The sequence below is a fragment of the Butyrivibrio sp. MC2013 genome (genome assembly GCF_000424585.1).
Classification (GTDB): Bacteria; Bacillota; Clostridia; order Lachnospirales; family Lachnospiraceae; genus Butyrivibrio.
Window position 1 is genome coordinate 43,114 of the sequence record NZ_AUKE01000009.1, and the last position, 23,244, is coordinate 66,357.

The following is a 23,244-nucleotide window of genomic DNA, read 5'->3' on the forward strand; positions in this document are numbered from 1 at the left end:
CGGATATGAACTATGTAGAACAAAATGATAAATTCGGACTGCGCCCTATGACATATGAAGACTGCGCAGATGTTGTAAAATGGCGTAATAGTGTAAGCCGTTTTTATGTCTATCGTGACCCCCTTACTCTAAAAGGAGAGCAGGAATACTACAGGACCAAGATAGAAACAGGTCTTATTACCATACTCATCATTTGCATCAAGAAAGATAGCCCTGATGCTGACAAATCTGTAGGCTGTGTGGTGATAGAAAGTCCTGATGATACAGGCACTGCAGAATACGGCCTCTTTATAGGAGAGGACGGTGCAAGAGGCATGGGCCTTGGCCGCTGGGCTATCAGAGCCATGCAGGATTATGCAAGAGATGTGATGGGACTAAAGAAGATCACCTGCCGCATATTCACTGACAATTATGCTTCCTGGAAGAGCAATGAGCATGCGGGTTTTGTACGTACCGGAGAGATCATAGATGTGACCTGCTCCGACGGTGAGGCCAAGCAGATGTATATATATGAGGTGGACCTGACCACTTGACATATATCTGCAGTCATTTTACAATCAATTTTAACGTTGAAGAGGGTTAGTAGCGGAAGCCCCGATGCCCCAGAGAGAAGCCGTTTGCTGGAAGGCTTTGCATCAGAACCGTGAACCTGCCTTGGAGTTACTGTGTGAAAACGCAGCGTATCCCGCGTTAAGGGAAGACGAGAGAGATCCGGTCTATTTAAGCTGCCGGATTTAACAAGGGTGGTACCGCCGAAAGAATATATATCTTCGGTCCCTGTGTAACTGCAGAGACCGGAGATTTTTTTATTTTCACAGAAGTAGTAAATGGCTGTGACAAGATGCTCCGCGAGGCTGCGCAGGCATTATTGATGCACATTAGGAGGTTTTTATGGCAGATCAGAAGAAAATGGTATCTGAGATCACGTCCATGGACGAGGATTTCACACAATGGTACACAGACGTTGTTATCAAAGCAGGACTTATCAGCTATTCCAATATCAAGGGATGTATGGTGATCAAGCCTGAGGGCTATGCAATTTGGGAGCTTATCCAGAAGCATCTCGATGCAAGATTCAAGGCTACAGGTGTCCGGAATGCATACCTTCCCATGTTTATCCCTGAGTCACTTCTTCAGAAGGAAAAGGATCATGTAGAAGGCTTTGCTCCTGAAGTAGCATGGGTCACACAGGGCGGTATTGAGACTCTTTCAGAGAGATTCTGTGTTCGTCCCACATCTGAGACACTTTTTTGCGATTATTACAAGGGAGAGATCCACTCATACAAGGATCTGCCCCAGGTACTGAACCAGTGGTGCAGCGTTGTACGTTGGGAGAAGGAGACACGTCCTTTCCTCAGGTCCAGAGAATTCCTCTGGCAGGAAGGCCACACAGCACATGCTACCATGGAAGAGGCAGAAGAGCGCACAGTACAAATGCTTAATGTATATGCAGATTTCCTGGAGCAGGATATGGCTATCCCTGTTATCAAGGGTCAGAAGACTGAGAAGGAGAAGTTTGCAGGAGCTGAGCACACATATACAGTAGAAGCTCTCATGCACGACTGCAGAGCACTTCAGTCAGCTACATCTCACAACTTTGGTGATGGCTTTGCCAAGGCTTTTGGTATACAGTATGCGGGCAAGGACAATAAGCTCCATCATGTATTCCAGACATCATGGGGTCTGACCACACGTACCATCGGTGCCATGATCATGGTACACGGCGATAACGAAGGCCTTGTAATGCCTCCTAAGATCGCACCTACTCAGGTTGTAGTCATTCCTATCCAGCAGAAGAAGGAAGGCGTACTTGACTGTGCACAGAAGCTCTATGAGAGCTTAAATGACTTTAGGGTAAAGCTGGACGATACAGACAGAAGTCCCGGATTCAAGTTTGCAGAACATGAGATGCATGGTATTCCTGTAAGAGTAGAGATTGGTCCTAAGGATATGGAACAGGGCAAGTGCGTTCTGGTACGCCGTGATACAAGGGAAAAGATAGAGTGCAGCCTTGATAATGTTCATGACACAGTGGCACAGCTTCTTGATACTATCCAAAGCGACATGCTTCAGAGAGCCAAGGATCATCTTAAGAACCATACCTTTGCAGCCAAGACTATCGATGAGTTTGCAGAGGACTTTAAGGAGACCAAGGGCTTTGTAAAGGCTATGTGGTGCGGATGCCGCGAATGTGAAGACAAGATCAAGGAAGACTACAATGTGACCAGCCGTTGTATTCCTTTTGAGCAGGAAGAGATCTCAGACAAGTGCGTAGTATGCGGTAAGCCTGCAACAAAGATGGTATACTGGGGCAGAGCATATTAATAACCTACAGCGTGGGTCATTCTTTTATTGATATACATTCTTTCGTCAGCTTTCATGTACACATCATGAGAGCTGGCGTTTTTTAATTCATGTCTGAAGCAGCAGCCATAAGCTGCACTATAGTCAAAGCCGGTATCCTTGCTCTTTTCATCAAGGAGCTTTTTGAGGCGGTCGATCCTGGAAGCCAGATAGCTTTCTCCAGGAAATTCACTCATGACTACTACAAATTCATCTCCGCCTATCCTGGATCTGAAGGCAGGATCAGGGAAGCAGATATTAAGGGCATCTGCAAAATCCTTTATCAACCTGTCGCCTACGGCATGGCCCAGACTGTCATTTAATACCTTTAGTCCGTTGAGGTCCAGGGACATGATCATATAGTCCAGATCAGAATCATCCAGTTCCATGAACACCCTATCACAGGTAGTCCTATTGGGAAGGCCGGTCAGTGAATCCATATATGCGAGCTTGGACAGGGTCTGCTCCTGCTGATGAGCAGAAACAGAGTCAGTAAGTGAGAAGACATAAGCCAGCATTCTGGACACTACAAAGAAGGAAGCTCCTACTACAAGGGCTACGTCCAAAGAGGTGCTGATAGTCTTGGCAGACATGAGCCTGCCGGAATAATAGATGGAAGTAATGATAAGTGAGATATTCAGTGAGGCCAGGCCAAAGAGCTGTACATATATGGACTCGGTCCTTCTCTTTGACAGTACAAATCTGGCTTCTATAACCAGCATAAATATGGAAGATATGATGTATAGAGCGGCTACTCCCGTAGTCACAGTCTGGGGAGTCATACCTTCATACCTGCCAATTACCAGTATCAGGTCATAAAATATAACGAATAAGATCGCAAAGACAAAACGCCTTCGCTTAAGGGTGCCGGTGATCAGTCCCAGCAGCACCAGGCACAAGGGTATCAGCGTAAATACAAGTGTATATGCCAAGTTATCAAAAAACGGCTGCTGATAAAAAAGGCAGATCAGAAGCTGATATTCAAGGAGCCAGAGTCCGAAGGAGAGGCATATGGCAGCACTGACAATATGAGCTGCAAAGCCGTAATTTCTGGCAGCAAATATGAGAGCGATGAGGAGAAAGACCACTCCGAATATACAGAGGAAGGAAGCTCCAAATAAAATCGATATCTTGGACTGTATAAAGGATTTGAGGATATCAATATAATCTCCATAGAGAACATAATCTATAGGAAATTCAACATCATCCTCAGTCAGGAGCATGGTTATGGTCAGGCGATGACCTTCCAGATCCCTGGAAGGGAGAGGCACAAAGACAGCCCTGTAGGGGATAAATTCGGCCTTGAGTGCTTTCTGCATCTTATTCTCAAATATCTCTTCTCTGTCCAGAGATACTGTAAAACCGCAGTATCTGGCATTTATGAGAAGATAGGGCGATTTGTAGTAACCTGCAGGCATATCCGCAGATATATATAGATAGTCACCTACGGAAAAGATGGATGCAGTATCGGTCTTGGATCTGTCAGTATGGTAATAGCCTCCGTCCCTGTCGTTGACACTAAGCTTAAAATCTACAATATTCTCCATATGGTTTACAGGCTTATAGGAGAAGAGAATAGAGCTGATGATCAAGGTCAGTAGTAGTATGCCCAGGAAGGCAAATATAGGAAGACTCTTTATTCTTTTCATTTAAAGCCCTCCTTTTGGGGTGCAGGAGTGTCAAAAAAGTTATTTTCTCCCGATGCTTTGGCTCTTTCTATGTGACGCCTCTTCTTCATGGCATACATTCTCTCGTCTGCCAGGCGATATACGTCCTCTGCAGTTCTTCCGGGAAATTCGGATTCAGAGCATATTCCAAAGGAGAAGCCGCATGTGACACCGGGAATGACAGAAGGATTTTTCTGGAGAGTCTTTTGCAGACCTCTCATCCTGGAAGAAGCAAGGTCAACATTGTCATCATACATGATGACCAGGAATTCGTCTCCGCCTATCCTGGCTACAAGGTCACTTGCCCTGAAACTGGACTGGAGCATGGAGGCAAAGTACTGTATGAGCTTATCACCTTCATTGTGTCCGTAGGTGTCATTTACATATTTAAGATTATCCATATCTATGGATATGATGACATAGGACTGCCTGCTATTGCCAAGACGCAGTATCTCTTCCTGGGTCTTGGCCCTGTTGGACAGATGAGTAAGAGGATCATAGTAAGCAAGGCCTCTTAGGAGCTTTTGTCTGTCCTCTGACTGGATGACGTAGAGTGTGTAGACATAATAGCTCAGGAATATGCATATTACGAATAAAAAGCTGCCAAATACCATGATGTTGAAGTTGACTCTGGAATCACCGGCTTCTGAGAAATATTTAAGGAAGTTATAGCTGATGATCTCGGCCCAGGCAGAGAAGGTAAAAATAGCAAAGCCTGAAAGCGCAAAGATAGTGGATCTGTAGTCGGGATCGTCATGGCTCCTCAGTTTGCCGGAATTGTGGATGATCCAAAGGCAGCAGATCATGACAGGGAAGGCTTCCAGGAAGCAGAGCAGATGTACGATAAAGGCAAAGGTGGTATAAAGCCTGATCCCAAGAAAATGCAAAGGAATAGTGGATAAGAGAATGATAAGGTTGATCAGTGTCATCAAATTGGCCAGAAACGCAGTCTTCTTGTAGCCCTTACTGATAGCACCAAGATAGCCTGTGAGGCAGGTGGGAATCAGATAGAGAGATGTATATTCCATAAGGGTATTAAGAAGGTCATTGCTGGACAGAAGGTTAAATATATTATTGGCAGCAAGGACGAATACGCCAAGGTCAAGGGATACGATGGCTCCCATGGGAAGTCGCATATCTGTGCTTCTAAGATGGCGCAGATAATAATACATCCCCATGTATATGATAGCCAGGATCGTAAGAAATACGCCAAGGAAGAAGGGTATGGTCACAGAATTCATATAAAAGAGCTGAAGATCAGAGATGGTACCCAAAAGGATATCGGAAAAGCCCGAGAAGGCATCAATCTGACCAGCTGTAAAAGAAATGGTGATCAGCCTGCCTTCATAGCCCTCAGGGAGAGCTACATATAAGTTGCACATGGGCAGGATAGAGCCTTTTTCATAGGCTTCAACGCCATAGCTGTATATTTCTTCGTCATCGAGGAATACTTTGACAGCAGAATGAACGCACCTGATCCGTAAGGCCGCATTAATATATTCCTTATCCGGCAGTATGCGGCTAAGGATATAGGTATCTCCTGTATCAGCAGGTGGGATTGCGGCGCTTTGAAGATTGGTATCTTCATGAAGGATGCCATCTTCATTTTTTATGGTCCATCCATCTGACAGCACTTCCGCATTTAGTCCCAGCTTTGAGGGATTTGCTGTAGGAGAATATGAAATTATCAAAAGGCCGGATATCAATAGTGCCAGAGTTATGCAGGCAAAATATCGTATCCGCCCGGGTGTCTTTCCTGTCATTTCTGAGAGTCCTCAAAAAGTATAGTATAAAAACAAATTTACATCCTGATCTGTTACTATATGTATCGACAAAAACTTTAGACCCACACACTTATTTATTGTAAAATATTATTATATGAATAATCTATATAAGAATGTAAAAAACATCAATATTCCTGATAATGCTTTAGATATTCTAAATAAGCTCTCAGAAGCAGGCTTTGAAGCCTATATAGTAGGAGGCTGTGTAAGGGACAGTTTGCTGGGAAGAGAGCCTATGGACTGGGATATCACTACCAATGCCCATCCCCTGGAAGTCAAGAAGCTCTTTAAAAGGACCATAGATACCGGTATCAAGCATGGTACCGTTACAGTCATGAAAGGGCAGGAAGGCTATGAAGTCACTACCTACAGAGTGGATGGTGATTACAAGGATCACAGACATCCGGAGAGCGTGACCTTCACGCCTATGCTCAGAGAAGACCTTAGAAGAAGAGATTTTACCATCAATGCCATGGCCTGGAATCCGGACAAGGGGCTTGTAGATGAATTTGGCGGCATAGATGATCTAAACGCAGGTATTATCCGCTGCGTAGGTGATCCTATGGAGCGCTTTGACGAGGATGCACTCAGGATCCTCAGAGCTCTGAGATTTAGTGCCCAGCTGGGCTATGATATAGAGGAAGATACAGCAAGAGCTGCAAAGACTCTGTCTGATACCTTGCAGAGAGTAAGCGCAGAGAGGATACAGACAGAGCTGATCAAGATCATGACATCTGATAGGCCCACCAGGCTCCTGGAAGGAAGAGAGCTGGGAATTAACAAAGTAATCCTGCCGGAACTGGACGAAGCAATAGCCTGCGATCAGAACACTCCCCATCACCAGTGGAATGTGGGCGAGCACTCCCTCAGGGCAGCAGAGACTATCCGAAATGACAAGATACTAAGACTCTCAATGCTCCTCCATGATATAGGAAAGCCTTCCTGCAAGACCACAGACGAAGCTGGTATCGATCACTTCAAGGGCCATGCGGAAGTGGGAGCAGAGATGGCAAATAATATACTGCGCCGTCTTAAAATGGACAATGCATCCATAAAGAAGATATGTCTCCTGGTCAGATACCATGACATCATGATGAAGACTGAGCCTACGGATAAGCTGGTAAGGAAGATGCTCAGCGTGATAGGCCCCGAGAATCTGGATGATCTGATCAGCGTAAAAAAGGCTGATGTATCAGCTCAGAGCAGCTATATGCAGGAAGAGAAGCTCCTTGGCATAGAGAGGCTAAAGGATAAAGCCCTGGAGATCATAGAAAGAGGAGATGCTCTCTGCCTGGCAGACCTGGCAGTAAAGGGCGCCGATCTCATAGAAGCAGGAATAAAGCCCGGCAAGGAAATGGGTGATTGCCTGAAGGCCATGCTGGCAGACGTACTGAATACTCCCTCACACAACACCCGGGAATACCTGCTAAGACACATCAAAAACTATTTGTAGAGCGGGGGGATTGGCGAGTTGACGTTATTGTTCCCTCGCCAGGGATAAATTTGCCAGTGCTGCTGCAGAAGCTTTTTTCCACGCTCGCGGCACTTTAAATGGAGTTTTACTATATTCTTCCACAGCCTTTTATAGATGCGCCGCGCTCGAAAAAACTCCCAGGAACGAAGGGGTGGTTGATTGCCGTCGATGGTCATTAAGTCCGCTTCGCGGCCTTAATTGAACAGTATGCAACACCGCTCTTTCAGGCAAGCCTGAGAGCGGCATTGCACACTATTCATTTGGCGTCGTGACGCCAAATGACCATCTATTAACAATATTGTCCTTCGTTCCTGCTCAAACAGTTTTCTCGCGGGCGCATAAAAGGCTGTGTGAAGAATTAAGTAAAACTGACCATTTGAAGTGAAGGCTCGCTTTGGAAAAGAAGTTTCTGCAGTAGCGCAAAATAACTGTACATAGCGAGTGAACAATAACTGTATACTGGCAAAAGATTACCTTTTTATTCTCGTGAAACACGCATAAAATACATGTTACTATTGTAAGGTTATAAAAGCTACTTTTTACACCATCATCGTACTATAGAATCGGAATATGGTTTATATCAAATATCCGGGGTGAAATTATGAATGGTAAAAGACGCGGAAGAAACAGTGATAGGGGAAAAGGTGTCAGAGTTTTTGCTCTGATGACTACAATACTTATTGCGGGAAGTCTTATAACCCTTGGCATGCCGGTGCGTAGTCTTGCAGGGTCTGAGAATAATGCCAAGGCCCAAGTCATCAATCTGACAGGCAAATACAACTCCAAGGATACCTGTGTGATCAAGGCTGTTGATACCGGAGACAAGACCATATCTTTTCGCAATCTTGCTACGGGCAGGGACTATACTCTTTCTTATGACAATACTTCTTTTATCTACGACGGCTACGGTAGGTCTTTGTCGGCGGCGCTATTGGAAACCGGTAAGGTCGTAGATATCAGCTTTTTATCAGCCAGTAAACATCTCAATACTCTGGTGATCAATAATGATGCCTTTGATATGACAAGGTTCAATGATTATAAGCTAAATGCCGAGGACAACAGGGCTGTGATAAGCGGCAGCAATTACAAGCTTAGTGATAATGCACTGATCCTCATAGACGGTCATACAGCCACAAGCTTCGATGTCCTGCCCTCAGACCAGATCAGGGTCTCCGGCATAGGTAGTGATATCTACTGCGTAGAAGTATTAAGAGGTCACGGCTATGTATCTCTGTCTTCAGCAGACGTAGATGACAATGATCTGACAGGTGCTGTGCTGCAGATAGGCGACAGGATCATGCACAGGGTCAGTGACAATATGCTGGTCAGCGCTCCGGAAGGAACCTATGATGTGAGCATCAAGGGCCGCGGCGCAGACTATACGACTACTCTTACAGTCAAAAGAGACAAAGAGACTGTAGTTGATACCGGAGAAGTGGAGATCAGTTATCAGACCGGCATGGTGACCTTTGAGACTCTGCCGGAGGAAACCGATCTGAAGATAGACGGTGAAGAGGTTATGACAGGAGTACCTCTGGAACTCAAATACGGAGATCACTATGTGGAAGCCAGCGCCGATGGCTACAAGAAGGTGAAGGAATATCTTCATGTGGGCTCCGGGAATTCTGAGGTAGAGATAGAGCTTCAAAAAGATTCAGATAAGAAAAATGACAAAGATGATGATGAAGATGCTGATTCTGACAGCGATAATGGGGACGATTCTTCAAATGCCGGCAGCAAGGCTTCTTCAGACAATGCATCTACGGTAGATAAGAAGGATACAGATTCTTTATTAGATGATGATGAAGAGGAAGACCGGGATCCTGAGGAGATCATAGAAGGTGAAGATGAACTGATGACAGGCTACAACGTATATGTGGACGGTCCTGACGGTGCAGAGCTGTTTTTGGACGGTGCATATATAGGCGTGATCCCTACGTCCTTTACCAAGGTCACAGGTAACCATACTGTGACTATCAGAAAGAGAGGCTACAGGACCAGGAGCTTCTCCATCAGTCTCTCCCCTGAGCTCACCGACAAGACTTACAGATTCCCTGATCTGGAGCCCGAAGAAGATAATAGCGAAAACAATAGCGGAAGCGGAAACAGTGCAGATGCGTCTAATGGGAATAGTGGCAAGGGCTCATCCTCCGGGGGAGGGAAAAACGATGGGGATGATAATAGCTCAGGAGAGGGCGGCAGCGTATCCGACAATGATCCTGACTAAAGAGAATATTAGATACGAGGGTCGTATTTGCCAGCAACATGTTCTCACGAAACACGCAGTAAATGCGTGTTTCTGAAGGTTCGTCTAATAACATATACTCTGACAACATAAGCAAGAAGTGGGGATTTTGAATAATACTCATATCGATAAATGCTCATAGTGATCAATACTCTTAAAATCTTATTTATATAAATAGTATCTATGCTTCCGGATGCTGATAAAAAAGGGTATCAGGGAGCTTTCTTATCTGACAAAAATGTCATGTATAATATTACCTATTTACCCATTACAAAAATAATAAAGTTGATGAAATTTACCATTGAATAATCTTGCATAATGATGTCTAATATTTGTATATTTATGTAAGATTGATTTTATTTATTATATTGATGTGCATCCTTGTATCATCAGAATAATGCGGAGGGATTAATTATGAAAAAGAAGATCATCGCTTTACTTATGACAACTGTAACCTGCCTTTCACTGGCAGCATGTTCCGGCAGTTCCTCAGGTGCAGATAGTGAGAGTGCTCCTGCAGAAGAGACTACTGATGAGGCAGCAGAGAGCGGATCAGCCAAGCTGATCATGGCTACCAATGCTGAGTTTCCCCCTTATGAGTACCATGACAATGACCAGATTGTAGGTATCGATGCTGAGATCGCAGAAGCTCTGGCCAAAGAGATCGGAGCAGAGGTTGAGATAGAAGATATCGCCTTTGATTCCATCATTCCTGAAGTGACCAGCGGCAAGGCTGACTTTGGTATGGCCGGCATGACAGTTACAGAAGACCGTAAGAAGAGCGTTAACTTTACAGATACATATGCATCAGCAAAGCAGGTCATCATCGTAACAGAGGATTCAGATATTGCATCTCCTGATGACCTTGAAGGCAAGGTCGTAGGTGTACAGACAGGTACTACAGGTGATATCTATATCTCAGATGAGCTGGGCGACGACGCAGTAGAGCGTTATGCCAAGGGTATGGAAGCTGTACAGGCTCTGAGCCAGAATAAGATTGATGCAGTAGTAATCGACAACGAGCCTGCCAAGGTTTATGTATCCGAGAATGAAGGCCTTAAGATCCTGGACACCGCTTATGCAGAAGAAGAGTATGCTATCGCAGTAGCTCTTGATAACACAGAGCTTTTGGACAAGCTCAATGCAGCTCTGAAGACTCTTAAGGACAACGGCACCATTGATGAGATCGTGGGCAAATATATCAAGACGGAGTAATAAGTAGATGTGGGAGAATTTTAAGAGCCAGTTCATTCTGAATTTTGTGGATGACAACAGATGGCACTATTTAACAGACGGTTTGTTCATCACTCTGGAGATCACAGTATTTGCAGCCCTTTTGGGACTGGTACTGGGTTTTATAATAGCTGTCATCAGGCATAATCATGAAAAGACAGGTAAATTAAAGATTGCCAATGCTCTGTGCAGCCTCTATCTGACTATAATCAGAGGAACACCTGTTGTAGTCCAGCTGATGATCATATATTTTGTAGTATTCGGAAGCGTTCGTATTGATAAGGTACTGGTCGCAGTCATCGCCTTTGGAATCAATTCAGGTGCTTATCAGGCAGAGATATTCAGATCCGGCATCCAGTCCATACCCAAGGGCCAGTACGAGGCCGGCCGTACGCTGGGCTTTAGCTATCGCCAGACTATGCTCACTGTTATCATGCCTCAGGCTCTCAGAAGCGTAGTACCCACACTTCTCAACGAGCTCATAGCTCTTCTCAAGGAGACCTCTGTTGCGGGATATATCGCACTTGGAGATCTGACCAAGGGCGGAGATATCATCAGGAGCCGTACATATTCAGCATTTATGCCCCTTATAGCAGTGGCACTCATTTACCTTACACTGGTCCTGATCATGGAGAGTATCGTGAAGAGAATAGAAAGGAGGCTGAAGAAGAATGAAAGATAATAATGCAGCCTCTAATGCACTGATCAGTGTACAGAGCCTGAAGAAGAGCTTTGGCGACAAGGATGTTCTGACAGACATTAGTGTAGATGTAAATAAGGGAGATGTGGTATGCGTCATAGGTCCCTCAGGATCCGGTAAGTCCACCTTCCTGCGCTGCCTTAACAGACTGGAAGAGCCTACAGGAGGACATATCTTCTTTGAAGGAGTGGATATCTGCGATCCCAAGGTGGATATAGATATGCACAGACGTAAGATGGGTATGGTATTCCAGCAGTTCAATCTCTTCCCTCACATGACTATCATGAAGAATCTCACGGTAGCACCCATTAAGCTCCTGAGCCTTAGCCAGGAGGAGGCAGAGAGCTATGCAAGAGAGCTCCTATCCAAGGTTGGGCTCCTTGACAGGGCAGGGGATTATCCCATGCAGCTCTCAGGCGGACAGCAGCAGAGAATAGCTATAGTAAGGGCTCTGTGCATGAAGCCTGACGTAATGCTCTTTGACGAGCCTACATCTGCGCTGGATCCCGAGATGGTAGGAGAGGTCCTATCTGTTATGAAGGATCTGGCTCATGAGAAGATGACCATGGTGGTGGTCACCCATGAGATGGGATTTGCCAGGGAAGTGGCCAATAGGATCATGTTTATGGATGAGGGCAGGTTCATCGAGGAGGCAGCTCCCGAAGAGTTCTTTGTAAGTCCAAAGAATGAGAGAACAAGGCTATTCCTTAGCAAAGTGCTGTAAAAGCAAAAAGCGAAGCGTTTGCGAGTTTAACAAAGACGCATTGTCATTAGTAAAGGGCAATGCGTTTTTTATATTTTTTATTTATATAGACAAAAAATCATAAAATCTGGATTGAAAATTATAATTACACCCAAACTGAGCGCTGTTACAATTATTCATGGATGCTCATTTTGGGTATTTATATTGCCATTTTTAAGGGTTACAGTCACTTTCCAGTAATTGGTGACAGAAGGTTCTAATCTTATTTTCTTATAAGATGAAAGGGGGATACACAATGAGAAAAAGCAGTAGGTTCCATGCGCTGGCTCTGACAGCAGCCATGGCTCTGCAGACAATCGGAGCACCTGTTTCCTATGCGGCACAGGCAGATCTCTATGCTGCGTCTGCAGATGGATCGGATCAGGATCTGCAAGAGGGTGAAGAGCCTCTGGCGGAAGATGTATCCGAAGAAGGGGCACCAGACGCAGAGGATACGGCAAAGGGAGTGGATGCTCCTAAAGATGATGCCGCAGCTCCTAATGAGGATGATGCTCCAAAATTAGAAGCTGATGAGAAAGATGAGCTTATTGATGAAGAGCTTGAAGATGCTGATGAGGCGGAAGAAGCCAATGACATGGCCTTTGAAGTCTATGATGCAGATGAGGGCGAAGCATCAGATCCCAGAGGAGTAGCCGTAGAGGGAAGAGGCGATCTTCTGTGGGCAGTGGACATGAATGATCTGGACGCTTTTGATCTCTATACAGGCCCTAATCAGGGTGTATGGTCATCTAATGACGGCGTAGTCAGGATCGATGGTGGCAACGGTAACAAGGCGATTTCCAAGAGACAGGACTTTAGCGACTTTGTACTGGAAGCAGATGTGACAGTAGAAAAGCAGGCAGATCTGTCTGACAAGTCCTCAGCTCAGGGCGGTATCCTTTTTAGGGCAAGCAGAGGAGCTGATCGCCAGAACGACGGATATTATGGCTATTACCTGGGACTTAATGCCAAGGGTCAGGAGATGATCCTGGGACGCTGCTCAGGCAATAACTGGTTTGAGATAGCTACCAAGAAGATGAAGGTGGAATTTGGCAAGACCTATCATTTGACTGTAACGGCAGCAGGCTCACACATTACCTGTTATGCAGATTACAATGGTGAGAATTATGCCAAGCTCTATATCAATGACACCACTCATCAGAGCGGCGGAATCGGTATGAGAAACTGGCTCTCCCACTCAAGCTTCAGGAACCTGGCTGTAAGTGAGTATACAGAGGAGCTTCCTTCTGAAAACTCTTCTTATACCAACCCCCTTTTGAATAAGTGCGCAGACCCTGACATCCTCTACTACAAGGGCACTTATTACCTCTATCCCACCAGTGCCGGTGATGATGCACATGGTATCAAGGTCTATACATCCACAGACCTGGTGCACTGGACAGATCAGGGCTATGCCTTTAGTAAGGGTGATGGCTGGGGATCAAGCGGCTTCTGGGCTCCCGATATCATCGAGAGAGATGGCGTATTCTACATGTACTATGTAGCCAATGAGCAGATCTGCGTGGCTAAGAGCACATCTCCCATGGGACCCTTTAAGCAGGATGTGATAGAGCCCATGGACGGAAGCGAAAAGAATATCGATGCTCATATCTTCTATGATGAAGCATCAGATAAATACTATATCTATTATGTTCGCTTCACAGGCGGCAATGTGATCTGGGGTGCTGAGCTCTCTGATGACATGATGAGCATTAAGAAGGATACATTAAAGCAGATAGTAAATGCCAACCAGGGCTGGGACCAGGATATGGGCAATATCAATGAAGGCCCCTTCATGCTGGTACATGATGGCAAGTACTATATGACCTATTCAGGAGCACATTTCCAGAGTATCAACTACGGCTCAGCTTTTGCAGTAGCTGATTCACCTCTTGGTGATTTCAAGAAATATGAATACAATCCGGTGATGAAGTCCAATGCCACAGTTCATGGCACAGGTCACCATTGCATTACAGAGTCACCTGACGGCACAGAGATGTTCATTGTATATCACAGCCATCATGACCTGAATTCCACAGAGCCCAGGCAGCTGTGCATAGACAGGATCCATTTCACCACAGATGCAGAGGGTAATACTATCCTGGAAGTAAAGGGACCTACCATTACTCCCCAGGCCCTGCCTTCCGGTGCAGTAGATGTGGCAAACTTCATAGAAGCTATAGCTCCTGCAGATATCAAGGTGGCAGATGGTGCCAGTGCGGAAGATGTAAATGCAGCTCTCTATGATGAAGTGACTGTGATCACCAGTAAGGGTGACTATACAGCAGAGGTAGACTGGGATGAAGTGACAGAGGATGACCTTGAGGGCGCCCAGATCACTGTAAAGGGAACAGTGGTACTTCCCGAGGGCGTAGAGAATCTTGGAGATGCAGATCTGTCAGTATCTGTAAATGTGATACTTGGCGTAGCCAAGATAAAGGAAAACCTTCAGAAGACTCTGGACTCAATTGAGATCCCTTCTGCAGATGCTATCAGAGGAAATATCACTCTTCCTTCCGAGAAGGACGGAGCAGAGCTTACTTGGGAATCTGACAAAGAGGAAGTGATCAGCTCAAAGGATCAGGCTCAGGAAGGTTATTATGATATTCCTGCAGGCGTGGTCAAGAGAGGAGATAAGGACGAGAAGGTCACACTTACAGTTACAGGAAGCGTAGATGGCGTGACACTCTCCAGAGATATCGAGGTAACAGTCCTTGCAGCTACAGAGGCTGATACAGATTATACAGGTTATCTCTATGCACACTTTAAGGAGATACCCGGTGAAAAGGGCGAGCAGGATATCTTCTATGGTATCAGTACAGACGGCCTTAACTGGACAGCTCTTAACAGAAACGAAGCAGTATTAAAGTCTGATGTCAGTGACAAGGCAACAAGAGATCCTTATATCATAAGGAGCGCAGAGGGAGACAGATTCTTCCTTCTGGCAACAGACCAGGATATTTATAAATACGGCAGCAATATTCCTTGGGACACACTTTCCAGTAAGGGAAGTACAGCACTTACAATCTGGGAATCCACTGACCTGATCCATTGGGAAAAGGAAAGAAACGTAGACGTAGCAGGCTCTATCGGCGGCGGATGCGCATGGGCTCCCGAAGCAATATATGATGATGCTACAGGTGAGTACCTGGTATATTGGGCAAGCAAGATAGCTGCAGATAACTATGCAAGGCAGTATACCTTTGTATCCAGGACCAGAGATTTCTATACATTTACAGAGCCTGAGCTCTTTAATGATTTTGGCAGCAATATCGATACCTCTGTTATGAAAGAGGGCGATGACTATTATCGTCTGACCAAGATTGAGGACGGCATGTATGTGAGACTGGACAAGGCTTCAGGCCACATCCGTTCCTATGGAGATCAGGTCAGTGAAAAGAAGATCGGCAACCTGACCTTCAATGTAGTAGGCAATAACTTTAGCTATATCAGAAATACAGACGCCGGATGCCTTGAGTCCTACAAAGGCAGCTATGAAGGCGGCACAATGTTCAAGTTTAACGACCGCGATGAGTGGTGCGTGATGCTGGATGAGTACGGCGGAGCTGCAAGAGGATATATTCCTTTTACAACTACAGACCTGGATGCTCCCAATAGCATCAAAGCTCTGCCTGAAGGTGAGTATACTCCTCAGGAAGGTTGCAAGCACGGCGTGATCCTGCCTGTGACAGAAGCTGAATATGAAGCTCTTATTAAGGCTTATGGCGTAGAAGCAGGTCTCCTGGCTAGCCTTGAGAAGAAGGATACTCCCGTAGCAGAGTATGATTTTGAAAGAGTAGATGGCGATAAGGTAGTAGCAGGGGGCGAAGACCTGGGACTGACAGTTAAGGGCTCAGCTGCAGTAGTTGATGATAAGGATGCAGAAGGAAATGATACTAAGGTCCTCTATCTTGACGGTTCTGACGAGAGCTTTGCAGCATTTACAGGGGGCGTCTTTGACGGAATGGATGAGCTGACCCTCAGCCTTGATGTAAAGGCTGAAAGGGCAGACGACTCCTCCATGCTCATGGCTCTGGGCGCAGATGATAAGGGCTATCTCTATATCAGAGTACAGGATGATGAGACATCTGCAGGCAATACTGCAAGGGGCAATAACGGTATCAAGAAGGTAGCATGTGGCAACTATGGCACCTATGGCAGATGGCTGCACCTGGATCTTGTAGTAGAGAATAATACTATCTCCTTCTATACAGATGGACTCTTTGTGGGATCTGTTAAGAACAGGAATATCTCCGAGCTGGGAAAAGACCTTGATATGTTCATAGGAAAGTCCCTGACCGGCGGCAGGAATTTCAGGGGAAGTGTTGATAATCTTAAGATATATAACAAGGCTCTGACCAAGGAAGAGCTGGGTGCAGAGGATGCAGTAGAGATCACAGTCAAGATCGAAGCTGAGACCGGTACTATCACAGGCAAGGCAAAGGCCGTAGCAAGAGGGGATGCATCAGGAGGCTACAAGGTAGGCTACATTGATGATACAGCTTCTGTAGTGACCATGAAGATCAATGCTCCTCATGACGGTACTTACAGAGTAGATATCGCAGCTGATGGTGATAAGGGCGCATTCCCCAACACCTCACACAGATACTGGGTAAACGGCGATGAAGCCGGTGCCAAGGTTATAGAATATACCAAGGCTACAAACTGGGATGTATGGTCACTCTATAGCGTATATGTAGATCTTCACAAGGGTGAGAACACCTTCTCAGTATCTCACTCAGGCAGAGACAGCTCTTTTGCAGAGCTTGACTACATCATCTTCCATGCACTTGAAGAGCCCGAGTATGATATCTACGTAGGCGATGAGAAGCTGGAAGGCTTCGATCCCGAAAAGAAGGTATTTGCAGCTGATGCAGAAGACCTTGAGAACCTTCCTGAAGTGAAGGTAGTATTTGGTGAGGGCACTGCTGAGAGCTTTAAGGCTACAGTAACTCAGGCAACTGCAGACAGGCCTGAGAGCTATGTGACAATATATTCAAGCGAAGATCCTTCTTATATGAAGAAGTACACAGTAAGATTTAACACAAAGGACAGCTTCCAGAGCATGGTTGTGAACTTTGGTGCAGATCCTTTTGTAACCTATCATGACGGATATTATTACTACATCCGCATGGGCCGCAGCGATCAGGGTATCTGGATCACCAAGACTGCAGACCTCTCCAGGATAGGTCAGGTAGAGCCTGTATGCGTATATAGGCCTTCCGGAGATCAGCCAAATAGAGAACTCTGGGCTCCTGAGCTCCACTTTATAGACGGTAAGTGGTATATCTACTACACCGCAGGTGCAGGTTCACAGCACAGGATGATGGTGCTTGAGAGCGTAACAGATGACGCTCAGGGCGAATATGTATTTAAGGGTAAGATGAGTCCTGAGACAGACAGATGGGCAATCGATCAGACTGTTCTGGAACTGGATGGCCAGCTCTACGCTATATGGTCAGGCTGGGAAGGCTTTGTAGATGGAGAGCAGAGACTCTACATCGCGAAGATGGAGAACCCCTGGACCATAAGCGGGGATAGAGTAGAGCTCTCAAAACCTGAGTTTGCATGGGAAGTAAATGAGCATCCCACTATCAACGAAGGTGCTGAGATAGCTATAGCTCCCGATGGCACTGTTAACATCGTATATTCAGCAAGCGGATCCTGGTCCGATACATATTGCCTGGGTTGCCTGACCCTGAAGAAGGGCGCAGATCCTATGAGCAAGGATTCCTGGATCAAGGCTACAAAGCCTGTATTTGAAAAGAATGATTCAACCACCTTCTCCACAGGACATGCAAGCTTTGTAGCTTCACCCGATGGCAAGGAAGACTACCTGGTATATCATGCAACAAGATTTGCAGGCGGCGGATGGAATGGAAGAGGCGTCAGAGTACAGCGCGTATACTGGAACGAAGACGGCACACCTTTCCTGGGAACAGCAGCAGAGTACAATGACAAGGTCAAGATCCCTTCAGGTACAGTAAAGGTAGACTATAAGAGGATGGAAGCTGAAGATGCAGAGCTGTCAGGACTCTCAAAGTCTACAACATACAATTCCTCTAACGAGGGATGTGTATATGGATTCACAGATGAGACAAAGACGGCTACATTTACCTTTGATGTAGATAAGGCTGGCAGCTACATGCTCTACCTTGGTGCATCAGCAGATGTGGACGGCGCAGGACTCAAGGTAAACGTAAACGGCACAGAGTATGCAAAGGATATCTACAACTTCAATGCAAACTCAGGCGGACCTCTCTGCGTAGACAACTGGTTTGGTTATGCTATAGAAGTTGCATTTGCAGAAGGCAGCAACACTGTAGTAGTAAGCGGTGATTCTTCCAAGAATACAGCAGCTCTTGACTATATTGAGTATGCTGACCTTGATGAGGCAACATCACCTAATCCTGAGCCTGTAGTAGAGCCTGAAGAGCCTGTATGCGAGCATGAGTATGTTACAGAGATAGTTAAGGCAACTCTTACTGAAGACGGATATGTTAAGGAAGTATGCTCACTGTGCGGAGAAGTAGCATCTGAGACTGTAATAGCTCATATCGCAGACGTGAAGCTCTCACTTGACTCTGCAGTATACACCGGCAAGGCTATAGTACCTGAAGTAACAGTGATCGACGCAGAAGGCGCTGTGATCCCTGCAGAATACTACGATGTAACTGCAAAGGATAACAAGAAGGTAGGAACAGCAAATGTAACAGTTACATTCAAGGGTCTCTACGAGGCAGCAGTGACAAAGCAGTTCACTATTACTCCTAAGGCTGTCAGCCTAAGGAGCGTAGCAAGAGGCTTCTACATGCTGGATGTGACCTGGGATGCTATTCCTGATATGGGTGCTGGCTATGAAGTTCAGCTCTCCACAGACAAGAACTTTAAGAAGAATACCACAAGCTTCTCCATCAGTAATCCTAAGACCAGCCACAAGCTGATAATGGGTCTGTCAAGTAAGAAGACCTATTACATGAGAGTAAGGGCAGTCAGCAAGGTAGGTAATTCTGCATGGTCAAAGGTAGCATCTGCAAAACCTCTGTCAATCATCTCTCTTGTAGAGTGGATTGTAGATCTCTTTAAGTAATAGGAATTAATAACTGCCAGGCTGCTAAGATATGGCGCAGCCTGGCAAATAACAAGCAATAAAAAATCATAGCTCCCGCTCCGTATCATGAACTTCTTTGATGCGGAGCGGGAGTTTATTTTTATCTTTATCTAGAAAAAATAATGAGATAAAGATAAAATGTCGTTTGTATTTTATCTTTATCTACTATAAAATATAAGATAAAGATAGAATCATATCAGGAGGTGCTTATGAAGGATCTGATAGGACGAGAAAATGAGATAAAACGCTTAGACCATGCAATGGAAGAAAATGAAGCGCAGCTGATCGTAGTATATGGAAGACGGAGAGTAGGCAAAACCTATCTGATAAATGAATATTATGACAATAGATTTACATTTAAGTTTACAGGATCAGAGAATCAGAATAATAAAGAACAGCTTAAGAATTTCATACTGGAATTAACTGCTGCAGCACATCGGGAATATGACCAGCCCAAAGATTGGACTGAGGCCTTTTTTGCTCTCAGATCTTATCTTGAATCTGCAGATAATAGCGGAAAACAGGTCGTCTTTTTTGATGAGCTTCCCTGGATGGATAAGCCGGGATCTGGTTTTCTGAGTGCCTTTGAGTGGTTTTGGAATTCATGGGGAGCAGCCAGAAAGAACCTGGTATTTATAGTATGTGGTTCAGCTACGTCATGGATGGTGGACAAGCTTGATGAGAATAAGGGCGGGCTCTTTAACAGACAGACCTGCAGACTATTCATAGAACCTTTTGATCTTGGACACACAGAAGCGTACCTTCAGTCCCGAGGGATCAATTGGTCCAGATACGACATTGTGCAGACCTATATGATCATGGGCGGGATTCCCTTCTATTTGAGACTACTAGATAGCAGTCTGACTCTTAACGATAATATAGACAAGCTTTTCTTTGGGAAGAGAGCAGAGATGTGGAATGAATTTGAACATCTGTATCACACTCTCTTTAGTAACAGTGATCAGTATATTAAGATTGCTGAGGCTCTGAGTCAAAAAAAGAGCGGTCTTAGCAGAGAAGAAATAGTAGCAAAGACTGGACTAAAGTCAAACGGAGTATTGACAAAGATGTTGTCTGACCTGGAAAAATCAGGTTTTATCAGAGTGAACAATGAATATGGTCACAAGAAACGCGGCGCAAGGTATCAGCTATCGGATTATTATTCTCTCTTTTATTTCAGATTTATAAGAGATAATTACGGTAAAGACAGCCATTTCTGGGCCAATATGAATGATAATCCTGCAAGGCGTGCATGGGCAGGATTGACATTTGAGCAGGTATGTAGGGACCATATAGATCAGATAAAGCATGCGCTTGGCATATCAGGAGTATTGACAGAGCTGTCCACTTGGAGCAAAAGGGGAGATGATGATGAAAAAGGGGCACAGATAGACCTGATCATCGAAAGACGTGACAGGGTGATCAATCTGTGTGAGATCAAGTTCTCAACGGGAGAATACGAGATAGATAAGGACTATGACCTGGCCCTGAAAAATAAGGTGGAGGCATTCAGGACAGATAGCAAATGCAAAATGACTATCATAATGACCATGATCACAAGCTATGGCGTGAAGAAGAACAAATATAGCAATTATATTGGCAGAGAAGTGACCATGGAGGATTTGTTTGACTAGCATCCCTTAAAAAATGTATCGCGGCGCCGAAATATGGTCTTAAAAAATGTAATGTAACGATGAAAACATCCCCTAAAAAATGTGATACAGATCGTTTTTGATATGTGGCGTACATTTATAACCAGCTCCCATAGAAGTGATGGATGCCGTAGGTGTTAGCTGTGATCAGAGTCTCCCTGGTCATGTAGTCATAGGGCTGGAAGAAGTCTGATGAAAGCATAGTAAGGCCATTTACAGTCTGGAGAGTATTGTCAGGCACAAAGCCCCTGCTGATCAGAGGCAGAGTCTCGTAGGTACCGCTGGACTCGGTATTTATACTGCCATCAGGCCACAGGAAATGCCGGTCTCTTCGATAGCCCAGGATCTCGCCTATCATGGGATGTCCCTTTATAGCTCCACAGCCGCCTCCCACATTGGCGATCCCCCATTTCTCGGTACTGCAAAAGCCATCCAGACATAGGAGCTCATCTATGGGCTTTATGAGTTCTACGTCTGTATCAAAGTAGACCCCACCATAGTTATAGAGAACATCAAGCCTGATCATATCAGGAACATAGCCTAGTTTCCCTGCGTTGTAGGCCTCTCTGACATAAGGCCATTTTTTTAAATCATAGTTGTCTTCGCTCCATCTGATGATCTCGTATCCTGGGCAAAAGCGCTTCCAGCTGTCCATATACTCCATAAGCTTGTCAGGTATAGCATTATCTCCAAACCAGCAGTAGTGTATTGTCCTCGGGATCTTCTCCATCTTATCAGGAAATATGATCTTCTCTGCTTGGGTTAGTCCTTCGGCCTTCTTTGCCAGCATTCCGGGCAGGAGATATACATCTACATCATCAAGATAGGGCAGAGCATTTAGATACTCCAGTATCCTGTCATATCTGCTGCCTGTTATGAGGATGGAATAGGGGCATGACACTTCTGATATCTTATCAGGGGACGATACTACTACAGTATTATCACCTATCCTTATACTATCTCCCTGCTTATGAGAGTCAGTATCTGCGATAAATAATACTTTATCAGACAGGCCACATTCTTCAATAAAAAAGGGCAAAACAGTCTTACCCAGGACGCCATAGCCGTATACGATAAGCTTATGACCTGATCGAAGCTGTTCCTCTATAAAAGACTCTTTGGATGAATCAGTGTGGAATAGCATTAGCCTTGGCCTCTCAAAATTATAGCTGCCTAATAACCTTCTGTTAAATAAGTATGTAAACAGATAAGCAAGTAGCAATATAGATGAAATAATCAGTTGCTTTATAATTCAAAAGATGATTTTTCCGGAAAAATGCTTTCAAAAGCACTATTGATAGTCTCTTTGATCTCATCAAATCTATTCATGTCAAAAGCTTCACTTAAGCATATAACCGGGTATTGTCGATTTCTGATGATATCTGCGATCTCTTTGTAATTGTCATCCGTTATTAGAAGATTCTTACCAAGTGCTCTTCTTGGTACAAAATCTCCGGTGCAGAACTGCCAGTACCTGACAAGGAACCAAGAGATGTCGTTATGGGATCGAAACCGATTTTTAGATGCAGCATCTAAAGCTTCATATTCAGCTTCCCATACAGCTTTCATAGTGCTTTTTTTAATCGCATTCGGCAAATGAGGATCATGAAAGCCGCAGAAATTATTCCAATAGGATAAGCGTTCATTTCTTTCTAACAAATCTCCATATACTGGACTAAACCATAGATCATGATATCGCTGCTGAACCTGTCTCTTATTGAAGTGTTTATTCAAAAGGATAATATTGTTAGCCTTGGTATGACACGCATATTCTGAAACACTACCCACATCGACTGGCATGATGGGTGTTTCTATTGATTCGTCACATACCATATTGTTTTTGAAATAATAATTTATTTCTAATGGCTCTAAAACAAAAGAATCGTCGTTAAATAGAATAAAACTATCTGATAGTTCTTTTATCCTCCAGGTATTCATTTCAATTGTATTGGAATTAAAAGTCGGAAGATATGCATCTGGGATATAATCATCATGCTTTATAATTCGTAGCTTAGGATTGTCAGTCTTTAAGAACTTGGGAATATGTCCCCATGTGATAAAAAATATATGATCAATCCACGGCAAACATTTTTCAATAGATCTGAACCAGATTTTTAAATTATCCCAGTCAGCATAACGAATCTGAGAATTACAATCATCGCTTATAGATAATGCGGATTTGTAACTCCATGTCTTTTTTTCTTCTATCCAATTTGAATCATTTCCATCAACCCAGGGAATGACAATATCGATTGGTTTATTCATGGATGATATCAACTCCATATTTATTCAA

13 protein-coding genes and 1 other annotated feature are annotated in these 23,244 nt (G+C 44.7%); of the genes, 9 read left to right on the forward strand and 4 right to left on the reverse strand.

Annotated features, from left to right (window positions below; all coding sequences use genetic code 11):
- Positions 1–5: 5 nt before the first annotated feature.
- Together G636_RS0106675 and proS are read left to right on the forward strand one after the other, a co-directional pair.
- The gene (locus G636_RS0106675; RefSeq protein ID WP_026507414.1) at positions 6–533 is read left to right on the forward strand and encodes a GNAT family N-acetyltransferase; all 528 of its coding nucleotides are present in this window, start codon (positions 6–8) and stop codon (positions 531–533) included.
- 27 nt (positions 534–560) lie between these two features.
- Positions 561–782: a binding site (T-box leader), on the forward strand.
- Positions 783–891: 109 nt separating this feature from the next.
- Complete coding sequence (proS, locus tag G636_RS0106680; RefSeq protein ID WP_026507415.1) at positions 892–2,325, forward strand: proline--tRNA ligase; 1,434 nt, start codon at positions 892–894, stop codon at positions 2,323–2,325.
- On the opposite strand, the gene G636_RS0106685 is transcribed toward proS, so the two are convergent.
- Both G636_RS0106685 and G636_RS0106690 read right to left on the reverse strand, forming a co-directional pair.
- Positions 2,322–3,992 (reverse strand): GGDEF domain-containing protein, encoded by a 1,671-nt coding sequence (locus G636_RS0106685; RefSeq protein WP_026507416.1) that lies wholly within the window; start codon positions 3,990–3,992, stop codon positions 2,322–2,324. The two genes, proS and G636_RS0106685, sit on opposite strands and share 4 nt — an antisense overlap.
- Positions 3,989–5,773: a sensor domain-containing diguanylate cyclase gene (locus tag G636_RS0106690; protein WP_026507417.1), complete on the reverse strand. Its 1,785-nt coding sequence runs from the start codon at positions 5,771–5,773 to the stop codon at positions 3,989–3,991. Before G636_RS0106690 ends, G636_RS0106685 begins: the two co-directional genes overlap by 4 nt.
- A 115-nt stretch (positions 5,774–5,888) precedes the next feature.
- Between G636_RS0106690 and G636_RS0106695 the strand changes: the two genes are divergently transcribed.
- The 7 genes from G636_RS0106695 (at position 5,889) to G636_RS0106725 (ending at position 20,933) form a co-directional block, all read left to right on the forward strand.
- On the forward strand, positions 5,889–7,247 hold the full coding sequence (locus G636_RS0106695; protein WP_026507418.1) for a CCA tRNA nucleotidyltransferase: 1,359 nt from the start codon (positions 5,889–5,891) through the stop codon (positions 7,245–7,247).
- Positions 7,248–7,869: 622 nt separating this feature from the next.
- A complete protein-coding gene (locus tag G636_RS0106700; protein WP_026507419.1) occupies positions 7,870–9,495 on the forward strand; it encodes a PEGA domain-containing protein in 1,626 nt (541 codons plus the stop codon).
- Between the two features lie 432 nt (positions 9,496–9,927).
- A complete protein-coding gene (locus G636_RS0106705; protein ID WP_026507420.1) occupies positions 9,928–10,728 on the forward strand; it encodes a basic amino acid ABC transporter substrate-binding protein in 801 nt (266 codons plus the stop codon).
- A 7-nt stretch (positions 10,729–10,735) separates the two neighbouring features.
- Positions 10,736–11,428: an amino acid ABC transporter permease gene (locus G636_RS0106710; protein ID WP_026507421.1), complete on the forward strand. Its 693-nt coding sequence runs from the start codon at positions 10,736–10,738 to the stop codon at positions 11,426–11,428.
- A complete protein-coding gene (locus tag G636_RS0106715) occupies positions 11,418–12,170 on the forward strand; it encodes an amino acid ABC transporter ATP-binding protein (protein ID WP_026507422.1) in 753 nt (250 codons plus the stop codon). Before G636_RS0106710 ends, G636_RS0106715 begins: the two co-directional genes overlap by 11 nt.
- A 274-nt stretch (positions 12,171–12,444) precedes the next feature.
- Complete coding sequence (locus tag G636_RS17585) at positions 12,445–19,278, forward strand: family 43 glycosylhydrolase (RefSeq protein WP_035779068.1); 6,834 nt, start codon at positions 12,445–12,447, stop codon at positions 19,276–19,278.
- A 230-nt stretch (positions 19,279–19,508) separates the two neighbouring features.
- Positions 19,509–20,933, forward strand: a complete 1,425-nt coding sequence (locus tag G636_RS0106725) for an AAA family ATPase (protein ID WP_026507423.1) — start codon at positions 19,509–19,511, stop codon at positions 20,931–20,933.
- A gap of 115 nt (positions 20,934–21,048) precedes the next feature.
- Here G636_RS0106725 and G636_RS19410 read toward each other — a convergent pair whose 3' ends face one another.
- Together G636_RS19410 and G636_RS0106735 are read right to left on the reverse strand one after the other, a co-directional pair.
- Entirely contained in the window at positions 21,049–22,095 is a 1,047-nt protein-coding gene (locus tag G636_RS19410) for a glycosyltransferase family 32 protein (RefSeq protein ID WP_051226641.1), read from the reverse strand.
- A 101-nt stretch (positions 22,096–22,196) separates the two neighbouring features.
- Positions 22,197–23,216 carry a stealth family protein gene (locus G636_RS0106735; RefSeq protein ID WP_026507424.1) on the reverse strand — a complete coding sequence of 340 codons (1,020 nt, stop codon included), beginning with the start codon at positions 23,214–23,216 and terminating at the stop codon, positions 22,197–22,199.
- Between the last annotated feature and the right edge of the window lie 28 nt (positions 23,217–23,244).

Excerpts from the sequence above, each read along its gene's own strand:
- G636_RS0106675 (WP_026507414.1), top strand. The coding sequence starts at position 6 with ATGAACTATGTAGAACAAAATGATAAATTCGGACTGCGCCCTATGACA.
- proS (WP_026507415.1), top strand. The coding sequence starts at position 892 with ATGGCAGATCAGAAGAAAATGGTATCTGAGATCACGTCCATGGACGAG.
- G636_RS0106685 (WP_026507416.1), bottom strand. The coding sequence starts at position 3,992 with ATGAAAAGAATAAAGAGTCTTCCTATATTTGCCTTCCTGGGCATACTA.
- G636_RS0106690 (WP_026507417.1), bottom strand. The coding sequence starts at position 5,773 with ATGACAGGAAAGACACCCGGGCGGATACGATATTTTGCCTGCATAACT.
- G636_RS0106695 (WP_026507418.1), top strand. The coding sequence starts at position 5,889 with ATGAATAATCTATATAAGAATGTAAAAAACATCAATATTCCTGATAAT.
- G636_RS0106700 (WP_026507419.1), top strand. The coding sequence starts at position 7,870 with ATGAATGGTAAAAGACGCGGAAGAAACAGTGATAGGGGAAAAGGTGTC.
- G636_RS0106705 (WP_026507420.1), top strand. The coding sequence starts at position 9,928 with ATGAAAAAGAAGATCATCGCTTTACTTATGACAACTGTAACCTGCCTT.
- G636_RS0106710 (WP_026507421.1), top strand. The coding sequence starts at position 10,736 with ATGTGGGAGAATTTTAAGAGCCAGTTCATTCTGAATTTTGTGGATGAC.
- G636_RS0106715 (WP_026507422.1), top strand. The coding sequence starts at position 11,418 with ATGAAAGATAATAATGCAGCCTCTAATGCACTGATCAGTGTACAGAGC.
- G636_RS17585 (WP_035779068.1), top strand. The coding sequence starts at position 12,445 with ATGAGAAAAAGCAGTAGGTTCCATGCGCTGGCTCTGACAGCAGCCATG.
- G636_RS0106725 (WP_026507423.1), top strand. The coding sequence starts at position 19,509 with ATGAAGGATCTGATAGGACGAGAAAATGAGATAAAACGCTTAGACCAT.
- G636_RS19410 (WP_051226641.1), bottom strand. The coding sequence starts at position 22,095 with ATGCTATTCCACACTGATTCATCCAAAGAGTCTTTTATAGAGGAACAG.
- G636_RS0106735 (WP_026507424.1), bottom strand. The coding sequence starts at position 23,216 with ATGAATAAACCAATCGATATTGTCATTCCCTGGGTTGATGGAAATGAT.